Source organism: Rhabdochlamydiaceae symbiont of Dictyostelium giganteum (genome assembly GCF_964291045.1).
In the GTDB taxonomy this organism is placed as follows: Bacteria; Chlamydiota; Chlamydiia; order Chlamydiales; family Rhabdochlamydiaceae; genus PALSA-1444.
The window spans coordinates 1,663,640-1,678,746 of sequence record NZ_OZ197277.1 but is presented as its reverse complement, the minus strand read 5'-3'; the positions used below and the strand labels follow the sequence as shown (position 1 = coordinate 1,678,746).

The window sequence follows — 15,107 nt, the reverse complement described above, 5'->3', positions numbered from 1 at the left end:
GATGTTACATATCCCAACAACTCCATTAAAAGGTTTAACATGCCGCTGAATTTTTCGTCATGAGCAAAGTATAAAGATGAGGTTTTTTTGTCTTTTTTTCTGAAAAAATAGTGCTTTTTTACTTGAAAGATCGGGATCAAAAAAATCATGATGCACATGATGTAGGCTAGAAGGTTTTTTAGAGAGAGGTTTTTGATATGTAATTGATCTCTCCTATCAAAATTACATGATTTCTTAAAAAATCCATTTGAAAAACTGCTTTAATTAAATTTCTTTTAGGTGCGAATATTTCTTTTGAGAAAAAATCTTACCAAGGATATAGTCGCTTTAACATTGATCTCAATAAACGATTCATTATAGGAATATATTATGAGCTGCTCTCTTCGATCTAGTTTGCTCCAATGTTCTCAACAGCACATCTCTCACCCTTCCTCTATCTTGAATTTACAAGAGGGAAAAAAACTACTTAAACAACTCATTCCAGGAAGTAAAGAATATACCCAGTTACAAAATCTTCTTCTGAAGACTACGGGGATTTTTGAAATTACCATCAACGATGCCTCTTACAAAATCAATACCCTTTCAGAGCACTGTAAATTGCTAGGTGGATTTGGGGGATCAGAGCATGCAGCAATTGGGGAAGAAGTAAAACTCCAAGGAATTGGAGAAAAAATTAAAATTGAAGAAATAGAAAAACACATCATTTTGGAAGCAGGAATTGATCAACCAAAGTATCCATTGCAGTTTTCAGATATCGTAGCCTTAGCTGGAGATTTTTATGGTATTCCAGGAGAGGCAATCTCTTTACCAGGGGGTGATGATAACGCAAAAACTGTGCGATTTCAAAACGCCTTTAACACTCTTAAAAATGCAAATTTTGAGGAGGTTAAGGCTATTCTTGCTGAAATTAAACATGAATCTCGCTCTGTAAAATCTTCAAATACTCCGCATTATTGCTATAGCCACTGTAGTTCAAAAGGCATGAGTACTCTTAAAAAAATAAAAAAGGACTACCAAAAACTTCTTATTGATAATAGTGATCACTTTGAAAAAAATGCCAAAGATGCTTACCAAATTGGACACACTCGCGCTATTCAAGTGGCTAAAGAAGCCGGTAAAACCCAAAACAAAGAGAAGCTTAAAGAAGCTTATGCTCTTGATGCCTTTGCGTGCCACTTTCTTACCGATCTCTTTGCTGCGGGTCACATCCGTAACCAACGTGGTGATCTTGAAACCTTTCTTATTAACCAATTAGACTTTCCTACTAAGATGAGTAAAAAAATTGCAGGGATATTAACAGGTGCCCAGCATGAAAAAGATGGAGATGCAGGACTCAATGTTCGAAATGAAAATGGAGACACTTGGCAATCTTATGGAGATGGATGGTATTTTGCTGATAAGAGCAAAGATAATGCAAAGATGGTTATGGAAGCAGCTCAACAATCAGTGAATGAAATCTATAAAGCCTATATTAATCCAGCTGAAGAGCATATTAGTCAGATTACCCTTCTTATCCCCAAGCCTACAAAAGATAACCCTGTTCCTTTATATACTATTGAGCAAGATAAGCTCATTTTAAATAAAGATGATAAAAAAATCATTATTGACGCAAAAAACATTAATTCAAAAAAAATTCTTTCTTATTGTAAAAAAACAGCTGCTTTAGAAAAGATTATCTCTCATGCTCTCAAAGACTTACCTCAATCGTATATCAATGGTTTTATCTTTTCTGAGAAAGACTATTCTCCTTGGATCTCTAAAATATTGCTTCCCCAATGGGAGCGGATAACAGGAGTTGTTTGGAGGGCAGCAGGGCTTCCAACATATCACCAAATTAATACAGAGAATCGCCAACTTAATGCTAAAATTGATGAGGGGATATCTACTATTTTAGGAGAGGTGAGATATAATACTAATTTGATCTTAAAAAAGCTGGGTGCTATGGAAAAACAACTCCAGGAACTTCAGCAAAACTCCTCTGAGCAAGCTTTTAATACAGCTGTATTTAATATAAAACTGATTGCGGATAGGAAGGAATGTCTTTCTAGTATGCAGTCTGATCATCTAGAAAATGATCTCTCTAAACTTTTTGAAGCTATTTCTACTGTTTCTTATATTTGTAAGGAAAAAGACAGCTCTAACAAAGTGATTTTTTTAGAAAAACATACAAAAAAAATCATGGAAGGCTTATCTAATGATTCTGAAATTAAAATTCTAGTTACATTATGGTTCAGACAAATTTTAGAGCTGCAGCTTCAGGCGTTTGATTTATATCTAAGTCTTAAAAAATCCCATAAACCAACCTACAAGGTTATCTTGCAAACAGAGGAGTTTATGGACAATTTAAACAATCAGATGGAAGCAAATAAAGACTTAATCGATGAAAAACTTGTGATATACCCTTCGAGTTATATCAGTCTCCAACATGAGAAACTTAAAACATTAAAGAAGCTCGATTTTATCACTCAAGCAAGACATAACCCTAAGGAACAATAGAATGAACCCAACATCACCTTTCTTTCCTTTACAACGTGTATATTGCAGCAAACAAGATACATCTCTTTCTTCCTTTCATACAATTGAAGAAGGAGTACAAGTTATCACCCATCTATTAGAAAAAAACATATTGTGTTCTCACGACGTGATAGATCTCTCACAGGCATACCAAATGATCGATCAGTTAGAAAAGAAAGCTAACGCAATCACAGAAAAAGACTCTAATACTGCCTTAGATAAGATTGTTCAGAAGATTCACGCCATGCGTGAGAATACTTCAGTTGAGCAGATCATTACCGCGTATCATCTACAAAAATTTGATGTATATCCTATCAACCAGGCGTTTACCTTTCTTTTTCCTGCTATGAATGTGACCTTAGAAAAGGTAAAGGATATCGCTACCCATCTCCCTTTTTGTAATTCAGAAGATCATTTTGATGCCGATATTCGAGCTCTAATTGGAGAAGCCCCTTCTGCTGATGCTACAGCAATCTTACAGGGAAAAAAAGATCTCTTTTATAGACATACAGAATTAAAAAGGCTAAGAAAAAAAGACCCAGTTCGCTACCCTCCTTACCTAGATGAAATTCTTGATGGGGGATTCTTTTACCTATATGACCATCTTATTGCTATGAAAAAGCTCTCTCCCGAGATGGATCGAAAAACTGTAGTAGAGCAACTTCCTTTTTCCTCCTTTGCTAAAATTATCTTAGAGTTTAGGGAGGCAGTCCTCACTAAAATGGAGAAGATGATTCCTTCAGAAAGCAATAACATCGTATTTCTCTTAGGAGATACGAGATCAGGAAAATCAACAACTCTTTGTTATTTACGAAGAGATCCGATGGAGCTAGATGGTACAAATTATCAATCATCTATCGATCAAAACCGACTCATTGGGCATAATAGCGAAACTTCCTGCACCCTATTTCCTAATGTTGCGACTGACCCTGACATTGTCCTGATTGATTTCCCTGGATTTGTAGACACTCATGGCAAGGTTATCTCACTGGCGATTGAACTCACTCTCCGGGCTTTAGTTAAGAAATATTCTCCTAAAATTATGCTCCTGACCTCTATTACTGATGACAACGGAGGATTTAAATCAGCAAATGAGTTAGGGAACCGGGTAAAAAGAATACTTGGAAATTTAGATAATTGTATTTTAGGGTTAACAAAATATTCCAAAGATCCTGACTTCATTGAGATCAAGAATATTGAAAAAAGACAACGAGAAGAACTTTCTCGTCCTTCTCAAGAAGAATTGAATTTAGAAACAGAGATCAAGACATTATCACCTCTAGTTCAATCTTTACCATTGCTTCAAAATAAAATCAATGAGAAGAAAGATAAACTTATAGAGCTACAGCAAGCAAGACTCTCCTTATCAATGAATGCGCTTCCTGATACTGAGGAAAAGTCAAAACATTTAGAAAATCTTCGAAAAAAAGAAGAGACTTTTAAAAGACAGATCGGGATAGGAAAATTGATTTCTCTTGCTGATCTCACAGATCAAGTGGAATTAGAAAAGATTTTTCAAATTCTTAAATCACAGAAAAGAGTTACTTTTGCCCAGGTAGATAAAACTTTAGATTTAGAGCACAAAGATCTTATAGGCATTCTTTTTAATCGAGATTTCAATTGTTTTATTGATCCAATAGAAAAAGAGAATTCCTCTCCTTCTTCTAGTCCTGTCTCTTCTAATATCAGTACTTCAGGGGAGACAATTGCTAATAGTATTAAGTCTTCAAATCCTCTTTCTTCTAGTATAAGCACTTCAGAGGATGCAATTGTTAAAAATATTAAGACCTTTGAGCAAAATATTTTGGAGATGAGCTTAATCAATACGATGTTATCAGACTCTCATCCAGAAATTGGAAAGTTTTTTCATTTAGATGAAATGGACCCAGCTATTGTCCGAAAATATGATAAAGCAGTCATTACAGCTTGTATTAAGGGGTATATAGGAGAGGTAATCTCGGACTCGTTGGTTAATGAAGGCATTATAACCCAGTACTTAAAACAAAGTAAGGCAATTGATAGCGACTTGTCTTCATTGAAAAACTATATCCTCAAATTAAGAGGAGCGCCTTCAAATATGGATGAGGTCAGATTAAAAAAAGAGTGGGAACAACTTGAAAAAGAGCATAAGCAACAGCTAAATAGAAAAAAAGAACAATTCCAACTTCCCAAATGGATGACAGCTGCTCTTCTAATCCCATTAGGAATCCCCTACGGAGTTTTTGCTACATTTGCGGCAATTAAGCTAGACAAAACTCGTGACAAGCTTAGCAAAGATACTGCTTTAGAGTTATCTCAGAAGATAAAAGCAGTTTACCAAGGTATTATTGCTCTCAAAGACATTGAGAATGTTGTTAATAAACAAGATAATATTGCCAAGAGTATTGCCTCTAACCCCCTCTCTTTAGATTCAGTTTCTTCTTTACGAGAATCCATTGAACGTCAAATTAATCAGGTGAAAATCAGTTATGGAGAGGAAGATTGGAACAAGCGGGTAGAGTTTCTCATTGAGCAGTTTGGATTGGATTTTTCTTCTATAAGATCAAACTCCCCTTTAGGAGAAAAGATCTTATATGCATTAATATCCCAAAAAGTGTCATATGAAAGATTGCCTCCATATTTTAACGAGCATACTTTCTTAGCACGTATATATTCTTTTATGTCTTCTCAAAACAATTATCAAGACACTATTCAGCAGTTATTTCCAAGTTGGGAGGAAGCTAGCTATCTAGACCTTAAGCTCAATAATCTTGAGTATTTTTTCCATATTTCTTCAGTGACAAAACAAGAGCATCGCTCTCTTCTAGAAAAAGGACAACTATTATTTGAACGGTATAGTAAAACTCCAGCTATTCGCCTTTTGCTATTAGATGTTATCAATAAACTCCGGAAAGAAGTATCTATTGCTCATACAGATGAGACAGAAAGATCTCGCACTTCTTCTACTGAAAATGATCGAAAAAAAATCCTACAAGCAGTAAAGGACAATCCATGGATACTTGAATACAGCAAAGAACGGCTAAGTAAGGATCAAAAATTTGTCCTGGCTGCTGTAGGGCAGAATGGATTAGCACTTCAATTCGCAAGTGAGGCATTACAAAATGACCGTGATTTCATCCTCTCTGCTGTTCAGCAGAATGGACTAGTACTTCAGTATGCAAGTGAGACATTAAAAAATGACCGAGAGGTCGTCCTTTCTGCTGTTCAGCAGAATGAGGTAGCACTTCAGTTTACAAGTGAGACATTAAAAAATGACCGTGATTTCATCCTCTCTGCTGTTCAGCAGAATGGACTAGTACTTCAGTATGCAAGTGAGGTATTACAAAATGACCGGGAGATTGTCCTTGCTGCTGTTCGGCAGGATGGAGAATTACTTCTATATCCAATTAAACTATTAAACGATGACGAAGATTCCATCTTTACTGATATTCAGCAGAATGGACTAGTACTTCAGTATGCAAGTGAGACATTAAAAAATGATCAAGAGGTTGTCCTTGCTGCTGTAAAGCTGTGTGGAGAAGCACTCCGGTATGCAAGTGAGACATTAAAAAATGATCAAGAGGTTGTCCTTGCTGCTGTTCGGGAGGATGGAAAAGCACTCCGGTATGCAAGTGAGACATTAAAAAATGATCAAGAGGTTGTCCTTGCTGCTGTTCGGGAGGATGGAAAAGCACTCCGGTATGCAAGTGAGACATTAAAAAATGATCAAGAGGTTGTCCTTGCTGCTGTTCGGGAGGATGGAAAAGCACTCCGGTATGCAAGTGAGGTATTACAAAATGACAAAGATTTCGTCATTGCTGCTATAGAGCATTGTGGACCAACGCTTCAGCATGTAAGTGAGATATTAAAAAATAAACGAGAGATCGTCCTTGCTGCTGTAGAGTATTATGGACCAACGCTTCAGTATGTAAGTGAGACATTAAAAAATGACCGAGAGGTCGTTCTCGCTGCTGTAGAGCAGAGTGGGGAGGCACTTCAGTTCGCAAGTGAGACATTAAAAAATGACCGAGAGGTCGTTCTCGCTGCTGTAGAGCAGAGTGGGAAGGCACTTCAGTTCGCAAGTGAGACATTAAAAAATGACCGAGAGGTCGTTCTCGCTGCTGTAGAGCAGAGTGGGAAGGCACTTCAGTTCGCAAGTGAGACATTAAAAAATGACCGAGAGGTCGTCATTACTGCTGTAAAGCAGAATGGGAATGCATTTCAGTACGCAAGTAAGCGATTAAAAAATGATCGAAAGGCCATCCTTGCTGATGTAATGAGTGAAGAAGAAGAATCCTGGTATGTAAATGAGACACACATGATGGTTGAAATGTAGTCCTGGCTGCTATACAGCAGAATGGAAAAGCATTTCAGTATGCGAGTTTGGCATTACAAAATGATCCGGAGCTTATTGCTATTGCCAAAAATACTAACAGTTAGGATTTTAATCTATAAGTTGAGATATTTGGATCTCAAGATGAAGGGGGGGCATTTAGCCCCCATTTCTTCAAGAGCAGACCATAAGTCCCTGCTTTTTTTAATTCTAATAGCCTCTTATTAAATCTTCGAATCACTCCCTCCTCGTCAGGAACAAGTGTGATGAGTTTTAGTCCCTCATGATCAAGTGAAGGAAAAACAATTTCCATCTGCTCTGGATAAAGATTACTCACATAAGCCTCTGCGGTTAGCCTATCTATGATAACTCCGTCTATGAGTCCTACTAAGATATCATCTAGTGCATCAGAGACTGCTTCATAAAGTTCATAAGAAGCAGTTGGAAAATGCGTTAACAGCATATTAATCACTGCATGATTAAGAACGGCAACTTTTGGTGCTTTTACAGTAAAAGGTTTTCTTCCTAAGATCACCATGCCGGTTTCTAGGTAATTGTCAGAAAAAAGGTAGGTTTTTTCGTAATAGAGATGAGGCTCTAAGTTCGAGCACACGGCTGTATATTCCTTATCAAGAAGACCTTGGAAAAGATAATCCCAGTTTTGATAAGAAAGAGTGAGTGATAGGTTTTCTTTCTTTGCAATGAGCGTTAAAAGCTCTGTTGTAAAAGCTGTAATGCTAGAAGCTCTTTTAGATGAGGTAAGGGTGTGCCAGCTGCTATCTAAAGCAATGACGACATGTTCATGAGGGGGCATTTTAAGCATTCCCATCATAAGAAGAAGTAAGGGGGCTATCCAATAAAAAATTTTTCTAGTCTTCATTTTTTTTCGTGCAATAAATTTATTAAATGGCAAAATGCGGTCATTATGTCAATCAAAACTCCTATCATCCTTGCAAACTTCGGAGGTCCAAGAGATCTTCATGAAGTAGAACCCTTTCTCATTGAACTGCTAACAGATGAAGATGTGATTAGAACAAATCTTCCTACCTGCATAGATAAATGGCTCTTCCATTATATTGCAAAAAGAAGAGCTAAAAAAGTGACCCATGATTATGCAGCAATTGGAGGAAAATCCCCCATCTTTGAAGATACAGAAAAGCTCTCCTCTCTTTTAGCGCAAAAAACAGGAAGAGAGGTAATCCCTTTTCACAGATACATTCCGCTTACTCATCCAGAGTTTTTACAAAAGATCCTCAAAACAAAAACAAATTCCTTCACTATCTTGCCCCTTTACCCTCAACAAAGCTACTCCACAACAGGGAGCATTGCGAGGTTTTTTGCAAAGCATCTACCCCCTTCTCTTGTTCAAAACTTAAAGTGGATTTCTTCTTATAAAAATCATGAGAGCTACATTAAAGCGATGCAAACAGTGATTCAAGAGAGTCTGGAGAAGTTTGGATTACAAGAAGAAGACACCTTTTTCCTCTTTTCAGCTCACGGCCTTCCTCAAAAATTTGTAAGGGAAGGGGATCCGTATGAAAAAGAGTGTTATGCCTCTTATCAAGGGATTATGAAAGGATTTATAGCCCCATCACTTCTTGCCTTTCAGTCAAAATTTGGAAGGGGCAAGTGGCTCTTTCCTTACACAAGTTTACTGTGTCAAGAGCCCCGTAAATGGAACTTAGGAAAGCCGCATGTTTTGATGATTCCTCTTTCATTTACCTCAGATCATTTAGAGACGCTCTTTGAAATTGAGCAAGGCTACATCCCTCTTCTTCAAAAAAATGGGGTTAAAGCATACAGATGTCCCTCTCTTAATCACCATCCACTTTGGATTGAGGCATTAAGTGATATTGCTCAAGAAAAAACCGTGTGCTCAAATGAGAGCCTCATCAGAAAAAAGAGTAACTATTTTTAAGGGAAATTAAGAGGCCCTTTTTCAAGTGAAAAGGGCCTCTAAAGTCAGGGATTAGAACCTGTGCGCAAGCGTGAGTTTACTTCCCACAGAACTCGCATGTTCATGGTTAGATTCAAGATAGAGATAGTAAGGCTCTACCGTGATATCCCAGTGACGATTTTTAGCAAATCGAAAACAAAGAGGAATACCCATATCTGCTCCAAAGCCTACTTTTTTCGCTTCAAGCTTTTTAGAGTCCTTTTTCTTAGCGATTTGCTGTCCTACAAACCCTTTAAGGTTAAATCCCCACCCAAAAACAGAATTGAGTTCATGGAGATACTTAAAGCCTGTAGAGGCGTAAGCAAATTTTGCATGCTTAAACACGCCCATATTGGCATTCATAAACCCTACTCCGCCAAAGGGGGTAAAATGGTCCTTACCATCTCTTAAGAAGTTATACCCCAGTTTAACCTCTGCATCTAAGAAAGAGGTTTTAGAAGGGTAGCGGTGGACATGCACATGAAGCCCGTGAGGGTGATTGATCCGTGCAATGAACCTTGTTGCAAAGACATCTGTACTGAAATAGACGTCTTCATTTTTTGTTCTTTCGTAGAGAATCCTTCCGTCTCCTACTCCCACTTTGTGCTCATATTGAGGAGCAATGGGGGGAGGCGAGCTCACAATTGCAATGTGATGAGGATTGTGCGTTTCGACGATATAAGCTTTGCTACTATGGTCTTCTGCAAAAGCTACCTGCATTGTGATGAGAGCTAAAGATGAAATCCATGGATAATTCATAATTTTTCTCCTTGCTTTTTCAAAATTAGGATATTGCCTAGTACCTCAAGTGTAACGGCTTCTCCGGATTTTTATCAGCACAATTAATTTAAGATTAGAAATAAATTTGTATTTATTTCTAATCTCAAAATGTAGCGGATTATTATTATAGATTACTGGATACAGTAGAGTTTAATTTGTTAGAAATCCACTCCCATTCCAAAAGATAACCCTTGAAGAGAAAGAGATGTGGTTTGGTAAGGATTTATTCCCTCTAGATTTGCAGAAAGGGGAAGGACATAATTTTTATTGAGATTGACCCACTCATTAAATTCCCAGTTGGCAAATACATTGAGTGTCATAGATTCAAGCCTCTGCTGCCATTTGAGCCCAGCTATCATTTCTAAGTTAGGAATGAGGAGCTCTCTTACAGGATCATTTTGAATGAGCCCGTTAACGGCTGTAGAACTAGATATGATGGCCTGTTGCTGTCTATTCACCCATCCTAAAATCAGCCCCCCCGTTGTTTGAAAGTGCGCTCCAAAGTGCTCACTCCACATCCAATCCAGGTTAATACCAGCTCTTGGGCCTACTCCGCTCATTTTCCATAGATTATTTGTAGGAATGGACTGAGCAGAAGCAAGTAGATTCCAATTTTGATGGATAAAAGAAGATCTAACCCCCATTAAAAATTGCATGAGCGTAGAGGATGTGGCATGGAAGGGGTGCTGCACAGTCACATCCCATACATTGTAGGTAAGGGCTGCTTTGACAAAATCTTTAGACTTTTGAGTGTTTTCATTACGGAAGTAGGTGTATTCAGAAGAAAAATCCCAAGAGTCTATGCCTGATCTATATCCCATTCCGACACGGTATCCAGGATCCCATCTAAATGTAATAGGACTAAAGGTGAGCTGAGATAACGGATTAAACATCCCCTCTTGAAGCACCTGCACAGTAGAAGATGTAGAGGTGTAATGCATATCTGGTTCAAGCGTTTGAAAATAGAGGAGCTCTGCATAAAACCGAGATCCCTTTTCAGGAAGAGGAGGCACTTCTTTTTTGGAGAGTTTTTGCTGCTGAATCTCAAGGGCTGCAAGTGAATTTCTGTGCTCTAGAGAAGAGTTTTCTACCCTTTCTAGTTTTTGACTGAGAGTATCTGTTTGGTGAAGTACCGTATTATAGAGAGTTTCAATGTGACTTACCTGCTGCTGAGTTTGAGTCAAGAGGCTAAAATTGTTCTCAAGAAGATTCAAAGAGAGTGTATTTTGAGAAAGGAGCTCTTGAAGAGAGGAGAAATCTTCTAAAGATGCTTTCGTTTTTAGATGCTCTCCTACGTGACTCAGTTGATTTTTGATCACATTCAAAGAGAGTGAGACCTCTTGCATGTTAGCTTTTTGATCTAAATGAGAAAGAAGATCCGCCTGTGCTTTTAAAAGGGACTCTCGTTCTTTAAGGTGTGTTTGATGCAGTTCTAACAGTGTTTCTTTTTCTTGATGAAAAGAATCCATGAGACTCATCAGTTCTAAGTATCTTTTTGCAGATGTTTGATCAAGAGCGTCTCTAATGGTATGGATTTCTTCCATTACCGTTTTGATTTGTAAAAGCCCTGAGATAACTTTATCGCTCTCTTTTTGATGGGTTTTGAGTTGATGCCGCATCTCTTCTAATTTAAGTTCTAAAGAGCTTAAGTAAGAATATGAAGCAATCGGTTCAGGGGGTAGTGTCTCTTCTCCTTGAAGGAGTTGACACAGTAAAAGTGTTCCTAATGTAAAAGGATAAAGTTTAAAAAAGGGTGTATTTTTCATAGATGCATACCTCTTCTCTACCCAATATTAAAAAAAATAGTAGATTTCAAGTGAAAAGAAAAAAAGGATGAGGAACTTCTTTATCAAGAAGAGATAGAAAGCTTTAAAAGAAGCTATTTCTTTAAAATCTGTCGTCTTTTGCTATAGGAAAAAAAATGGAGCGTCAAAAGAGGGATATATCAAATTCCCCCTTTTAGTTTCTTAAAACGTTTAAGGAACTAAAAGGGAATTTTTTGTGTAAGAGTTACTTTGCAGAATAGAGTTGAAGAAGTTGATCTTTTTCATGTTCTGAAAGAGGTCTAAACTCTCCTTCTTCTAAAGGTCCTAGCACTAAAGAGCCAATGCGGATACGGTGAAGAGAGATGAGATCAAGGCCAGCTTTTTGTACAAGGAGTCTGACTTCTCTTTTTTTTCCTTCTTGAACCGTGATGGTTAGTGTCCCTTTACGCACCTTGGCAACTTTTGTAGGTTTTACCCAAGTGCCTTCTACAAGACCTCCTTTAGAGAGATCAATCAGGTGTTCATGAGTGATTTCTTGTGTTGTTTTAACAAGATACTCTTTGGTAAGTCCTTTAGAGGGGTGAATGACATCTTGGGCAAAATGGCCGTCATTTGTCACAATGAGAAGACCTGTTGTATCTCTATCTAGACGCCCGACTGTAAAGAGTCTATAAGGGAGATGATCAAAGAGATCCACAACCAGTTTTTTCGTTCCTTGCCTAAAATGAGAACAGATGTAGTTTCTTGGCTTATTCAGCATGAAATAAACTTTTTCTTGTTCTTGCTCAAGTTCTGTCCCTTGAACAGCAATCACATCTTTACCCCACTCAACAAGTGTTTGAGGGAGTCTAACAATTTCTCCATTGACGGAGACTTTTCCTTCAAATATTAGCTGTTCACAGGCGCGTCTAGAAGCGACCCCTGCTGCAGCTAGAGCTTTACTCAACCGTTTCATATGGCTATAATGCTACCATAATTAAAGATAACGAGACACATCCATTTCCTTGGCAGGATAAGAGATCTGTTTTAGAGAGCTTAAATGGAAAAGAGTAAGGATTCATATGACACTAGTAGAGGGAAAACTTCTTTTACTTAGACACGGAGCTTCCGTCTGGAATGAAAAAAATTTATTTACAGGGTGGATCGATATCCCTTTAAGCAATCAAGGGATGCAAGAGTCTTATCAAGCAGGAAAAGAGTTAGCAAACCTCTCTATTGATGTGATCTTTACATCAGGTCTCATGAGAGCTCAAATGACGATGCTCCTTGCCATGCAATCTCATCCCAGTGGAAAAACGCCCTACTTTATCTCTGAAGATAGCTTAAATAAGTGTTATAGTGAAAAAACAACACAAGAGCTCATCCCTGTGTATAAAGCTTGGGAGCTTAATGAACGGATGTATGGAGAGCTTCAAGGAAAAAATAAAAAGGAAGTGGCAGATCAATTTGGAGAGGCTCAAGTTAAAATTTGGCGCCGTAGTTTTGATATAGCCCCCCCCGGAGGCGAGAGTTTAAAAATGACAAGTGAACGCGTGCTTCCCTATTTTCAAGAGAAAGTGATGCCGCTCATTAAACAAGGAAAAACAGTTCTCATTGTTGCCCACGGCAACTCTTTAAGATCGCTTGTCATGATGTTAGAAAAGCTCTCTTCAGAAGATGTCATTCAGTTAGAAATCCCAACAGGTGGTATACTTAGCTATCACTATCATCAAGGAGTATGGGTAAGGGATGAGAGATAGAATTGATCTTGACTCGCATGTGATTGCAAAGCCTCTTTTTTCTGCTTGGGAAAAATGGGGAAGGCTAGATACGCCTCATGGTAAAGGATTGCTCCTTTACCCACTTGTGGACACAGCGATTAAAGAGCTCATGGAAGCTTTTGAAGGAGATCACACCTATCTTTTTCAGCCGACACCAGGCGGCATGTTAGGGGCGGAAAAGCTCTTTTTCCATCACTATTTATATGATGTGAGAGAAACCGGCAAAAATCAATTTATCTCTAGCATAACAGAGGAAGCCTCCATTTTAAAAGGGCTTGGGCTCATGGAGCAGCTTGGGTGCGGCGTTAAACTGGCTCCTGTAGATGATCAAGGAAGAATTGATCTTATGCAATTTGAAAAGATGCTTGGCCCTAAAACAGGTCTTGTTTCTATTTCTGCTGTGTGTCCTGTAACAGGTGTGATGCAGCCAGTAGAATCTTTAATCACGCTGTGTCACTCCCGGCATATTAAAATCCATGTGAATGTGACGCATGCGGTTGGCACGTGGGGCGTCTCTTTAAAAGAGTGGGGAGCTGATTATCTCTCTTTTGATGGGGATAAACTAGGAGCGCCCTCGGGTATGGGAGGGCTTTTTTCTAAAGAAGCTGTTTTTATAGAGCCGCATCCCTCTCTCATTTTAACGCTTAATCAAGTGGTTAAAGAAAAAATAAAAACGCAAGAGCAATTTGCCATGGAGTCTGCTAGAAGAAGAAGTGTGTTTGAGAAAGAACTCCTTCTTGCTTTTCCAGATGTTCAAATCATCGGGAAAGAAGTAGAGCGGGCTCCTCATATTTTAGCCATACATTTTCCAGGTATTACAGATGAGGCGCTTCTCTATTTTCTCTATAAGCACCGTATTGACGCCTCAATTGGCGGCGGCCCTTTTCAAACGGTAAAAGCTGTGCTAAAAGCTAGCGGAAAGAGTTATGAATGCGGAGGATTATCCCTTGCTTTTTCTCCCTATTTGCAAGAAGATGATCTTGCCTATGTGCTAGATATGTTCATTAAAGGGGTGCATAAACTGAAAAAAATGCAGGTGCATTTATGACTGAGCTAATGAAACGGTGTTACCGTCCTTACCCTTGGGCTAAATACACCAAAAAAATGGTCCATAAAATCGAGCAGCCGCAATTTGTAGGCTTTTTTCTTCCCCAAGATGTAGAAGGAAGAGAGTTAAGAGTTGTGGTTTCTAAAATAGGGGGAGAGCATGAAGGGTTTCATCTAGCTCTTTACGCTTTGATTGATGAAATGGACGGCGTCATTGCAGATATTCGGTATCAAATGAGCGGCCCTTCAGCCCTTACCGCCATTTTAGAGGCAGCCTGCCATTTCCTCTTAAGAAAAAACTACGATCAGGCGCGCCGCATCAGCAGCGATCTCCTGGATAAGGAGCTCTGTGATCAATCGTATAAAGAGGGCGTGCCTTTAGAGTTTTATGGATATATTAACCATGTCATTGATGCCATTGATGAACTTTGCAGTCAGTGTATGGATATTCCCATTGAAGATATCGGATATGTTTCTCCGCTTTCTCCAGAGCTCTTAAGCGGTGAGGGAATCGAAGGGTGGGAACTCATGCCTCAAGCAGAAAAGCTTAAGATCATTGAGCATGTCATTCAAACAGATATTCGTCCCTATATAGAACTTGATGAGGGGGGTGTACAAATTGTGAATCTCTCAGAAGATCATAAGCTCACGATTTCCTATCAAGGGTCGTGCACTTCATGCTACTCGGCAACAGGATCCACGCTAACTGCCATTCAGCAAATATTACGGGCTAAAGTGTTTGCTCAGATTGAAGTGATACCTGATTTATCCTCTCTTTCTTAAGATCAAGTTAAAGAAGTTATTCTAAGCACGCTCTTATCTAGCAAGAGTGTTAAGAGTTTCTTTTGCGCTCTTTAGATATAGGAGTCTTCAGTGATTCCTCTTTCTCCTTAATTAAAAATATCTCCTTTACAAAAAAACCGATTATTGCGATGAAAAAGAAAAATAGAAGCGGTATTTTGCAAGTTAATGCTTGCTAGATTCTAACAGAT

11 protein-coding genes are annotated in these 15,107 nt (G+C 38.5%); 7 read left to right on the top strand and 4 right to left on the bottom strand.

Features of this window, described 5'->3' with window-relative positions; all coding sequences use genetic code 11:
- Positions 1–369: 369 nt before the first annotated feature.
- Genes ACI7T6_RS06130 through ACI7T6_RS06120 form a run of 3 tightly spaced genes read left to right on the top strand, consistent with a single transcriptional unit; the run spans position 370 to position 6,933 of the window.
- Positions 370–2,496, top strand: coding sequence for a hypothetical protein (locus ACI7T6_RS06130; protein WP_404665496.1), 2,127 nt, complete (start codon positions 370–372; stop codon positions 2,494–2,496).
- 1 nt (position 2,497) lies between these two features.
- Positions 2,498–6,829, top strand: a complete 4,332-nt coding sequence (locus tag ACI7T6_RS06125; RefSeq protein ID WP_404665495.1) for a DUF4116 domain-containing protein — start codon at positions 2,498–2,500, stop codon at positions 6,827–6,829.
- A 2-nt stretch (positions 6,830–6,831) separates the two neighbouring features.
- Entirely contained in the window at positions 6,832–6,933 is a 102-nt protein-coding gene (locus tag ACI7T6_RS06120) for a DUF4116 domain-containing protein (RefSeq protein ID WP_404666143.1), read from the top strand.
- A 32-nt stretch (positions 6,934–6,965) separates the two neighbouring features.
- On the opposite strand, the gene ACI7T6_RS06115 is transcribed toward ACI7T6_RS06120, so the two are convergent.
- Positions 6,966–7,706 carry a substrate-binding periplasmic protein gene (locus tag ACI7T6_RS06115; RefSeq protein ID WP_404665494.1) on the bottom strand — a complete coding sequence of 247 codons (741 nt, stop codon included), beginning with the start codon at positions 7,704–7,706 and terminating at the stop codon, positions 6,966–6,968.
- A 45-nt stretch (positions 7,707–7,751) separates the two neighbouring features.
- Here ACI7T6_RS06115 and hemH point away from each other — a divergent pair, with 45 nt between their 5' ends.
- Positions 7,752–8,744 (top strand): ferrochelatase, encoded by a 993-nt coding sequence (gene hemH, locus ACI7T6_RS06110; protein ID WP_404665493.1) that lies wholly within the window; start codon positions 7,752–7,754, stop codon positions 8,742–8,744.
- Between the two features lie 51 nt (positions 8,745–8,795).
- On the opposite strand, the gene ACI7T6_RS06105 is transcribed toward hemH, so the two are convergent.
- The 3 genes from ACI7T6_RS06105 to ACI7T6_RS06095 all read right to left on the bottom strand — a co-directional run bounded on the left by ACI7T6_RS06105 (position 8,796) and on the right by ACI7T6_RS06095 (position 12,263).
- On the bottom strand, positions 8,796–9,521 hold the full coding sequence (locus ACI7T6_RS06105) for a hypothetical protein (protein WP_404665492.1): 726 nt from the start codon (positions 9,519–9,521) through the stop codon (positions 8,796–8,798).
- A gap of 179 nt (positions 9,522–9,700) precedes the next feature.
- Complete coding sequence (locus tag ACI7T6_RS06100; protein WP_404665491.1) at positions 9,701–11,308, bottom strand: Lpg1974 family pore-forming outer membrane protein; 1,608 nt, start codon at positions 11,306–11,308, stop codon at positions 9,701–9,703.
- 244 nt (positions 11,309–11,552) lie between these two features.
- Positions 11,553–12,263 carry a pseudouridine synthase gene (locus ACI7T6_RS06095; RefSeq protein WP_404665490.1) on the bottom strand — a complete coding sequence of 237 codons (711 nt, stop codon included), beginning with the start codon at positions 12,261–12,263 and terminating at the stop codon, positions 11,553–11,555.
- Positions 12,264–12,369: 106 nt separating this feature from the next.
- Here ACI7T6_RS06095 and ACI7T6_RS06090 point away from each other — a divergent pair, with 106 nt between their 5' ends.
- Genes ACI7T6_RS06090 through ACI7T6_RS06080 form a run of 3 tightly spaced genes read left to right on the top strand, consistent with a single transcriptional unit; the run spans position 12,370 to position 14,898 of the window.
- Entirely contained in the window at positions 12,370–13,047 is a 678-nt protein-coding gene (locus ACI7T6_RS06090; RefSeq protein WP_404665489.1) for a histidine phosphatase family protein, read from the top strand.
- Entirely contained in the window at positions 13,037–14,116 is a 1,080-nt protein-coding gene (locus tag ACI7T6_RS06085; protein ID WP_404665488.1) for an aminotransferase class V-fold PLP-dependent enzyme, read from the top strand. Before ACI7T6_RS06090 ends, ACI7T6_RS06085 begins: the two co-directional genes overlap by 11 nt.
- Positions 14,113–14,898 carry a NifU family protein gene (locus ACI7T6_RS06080; RefSeq protein ID WP_404665487.1) on the top strand — a complete coding sequence of 262 codons (786 nt, stop codon included), beginning with the start codon at positions 14,113–14,115 and terminating at the stop codon, positions 14,896–14,898. Before ACI7T6_RS06085 ends, ACI7T6_RS06080 begins: the two co-directional genes overlap by 4 nt.
- Positions 14,899–15,107: the final 209 nt, after the last annotated feature.

Bases quoted from the DNA above. Each gene is read 5' to 3' on its own strand.
- ACI7T6_RS06105 (WP_404665492.1), bottom strand. From the start codon at position 9,521: ATGAATTATCCATGGATTTCATCTTTAGCTCTCATCACAATGCAGGTA.
- ACI7T6_RS06080 (WP_404665487.1), top strand. From the start codon at position 14,113: ATGACTGAGCTAATGAAACGGTGTTACCGTCCTTACCCTTGGGCTAAA.
- ACI7T6_RS06085 (WP_404665488.1), top strand. From the start codon at position 13,037: ATGAGAGATAGAATTGATCTTGACTCGCATGTGATTGCAAAGCCTCTT.
- ACI7T6_RS06115 (WP_404665494.1), bottom strand. From the start codon at position 7,706: ATGAAGACTAGAAAAATTTTTTATTGGATAGCCCCCTTACTTCTTCTT.
- ACI7T6_RS06100 (WP_404665491.1), bottom strand. From the start codon at position 11,308: ATGAAAAATACACCCTTTTTTAAACTTTATCCTTTTACATTAGGAACA.
- ACI7T6_RS06130 (WP_404665496.1), top strand. From the start codon at position 370: ATGAGCTGCTCTCTTCGATCTAGTTTGCTCCAATGTTCTCAACAGCAC.
- ACI7T6_RS06125 (WP_404665495.1), top strand. From the start codon at position 2,498: ATGAACCCAACATCACCTTTCTTTCCTTTACAACGTGTATATTGCAGC.
- hemH (WP_404665493.1), top strand. From the start codon at position 7,752: ATGTCAATCAAAACTCCTATCATCCTTGCAAACTTCGGAGGTCCAAGA.
- ACI7T6_RS06090 (WP_404665489.1), top strand. From the start codon at position 12,370: ATGACACTAGTAGAGGGAAAACTTCTTTTACTTAGACACGGAGCTTCC.
- ACI7T6_RS06095 (WP_404665490.1), bottom strand. From the start codon at position 12,263: ATGAAACGGTTGAGTAAAGCTCTAGCTGCAGCAGGGGTCGCTTCTAGA.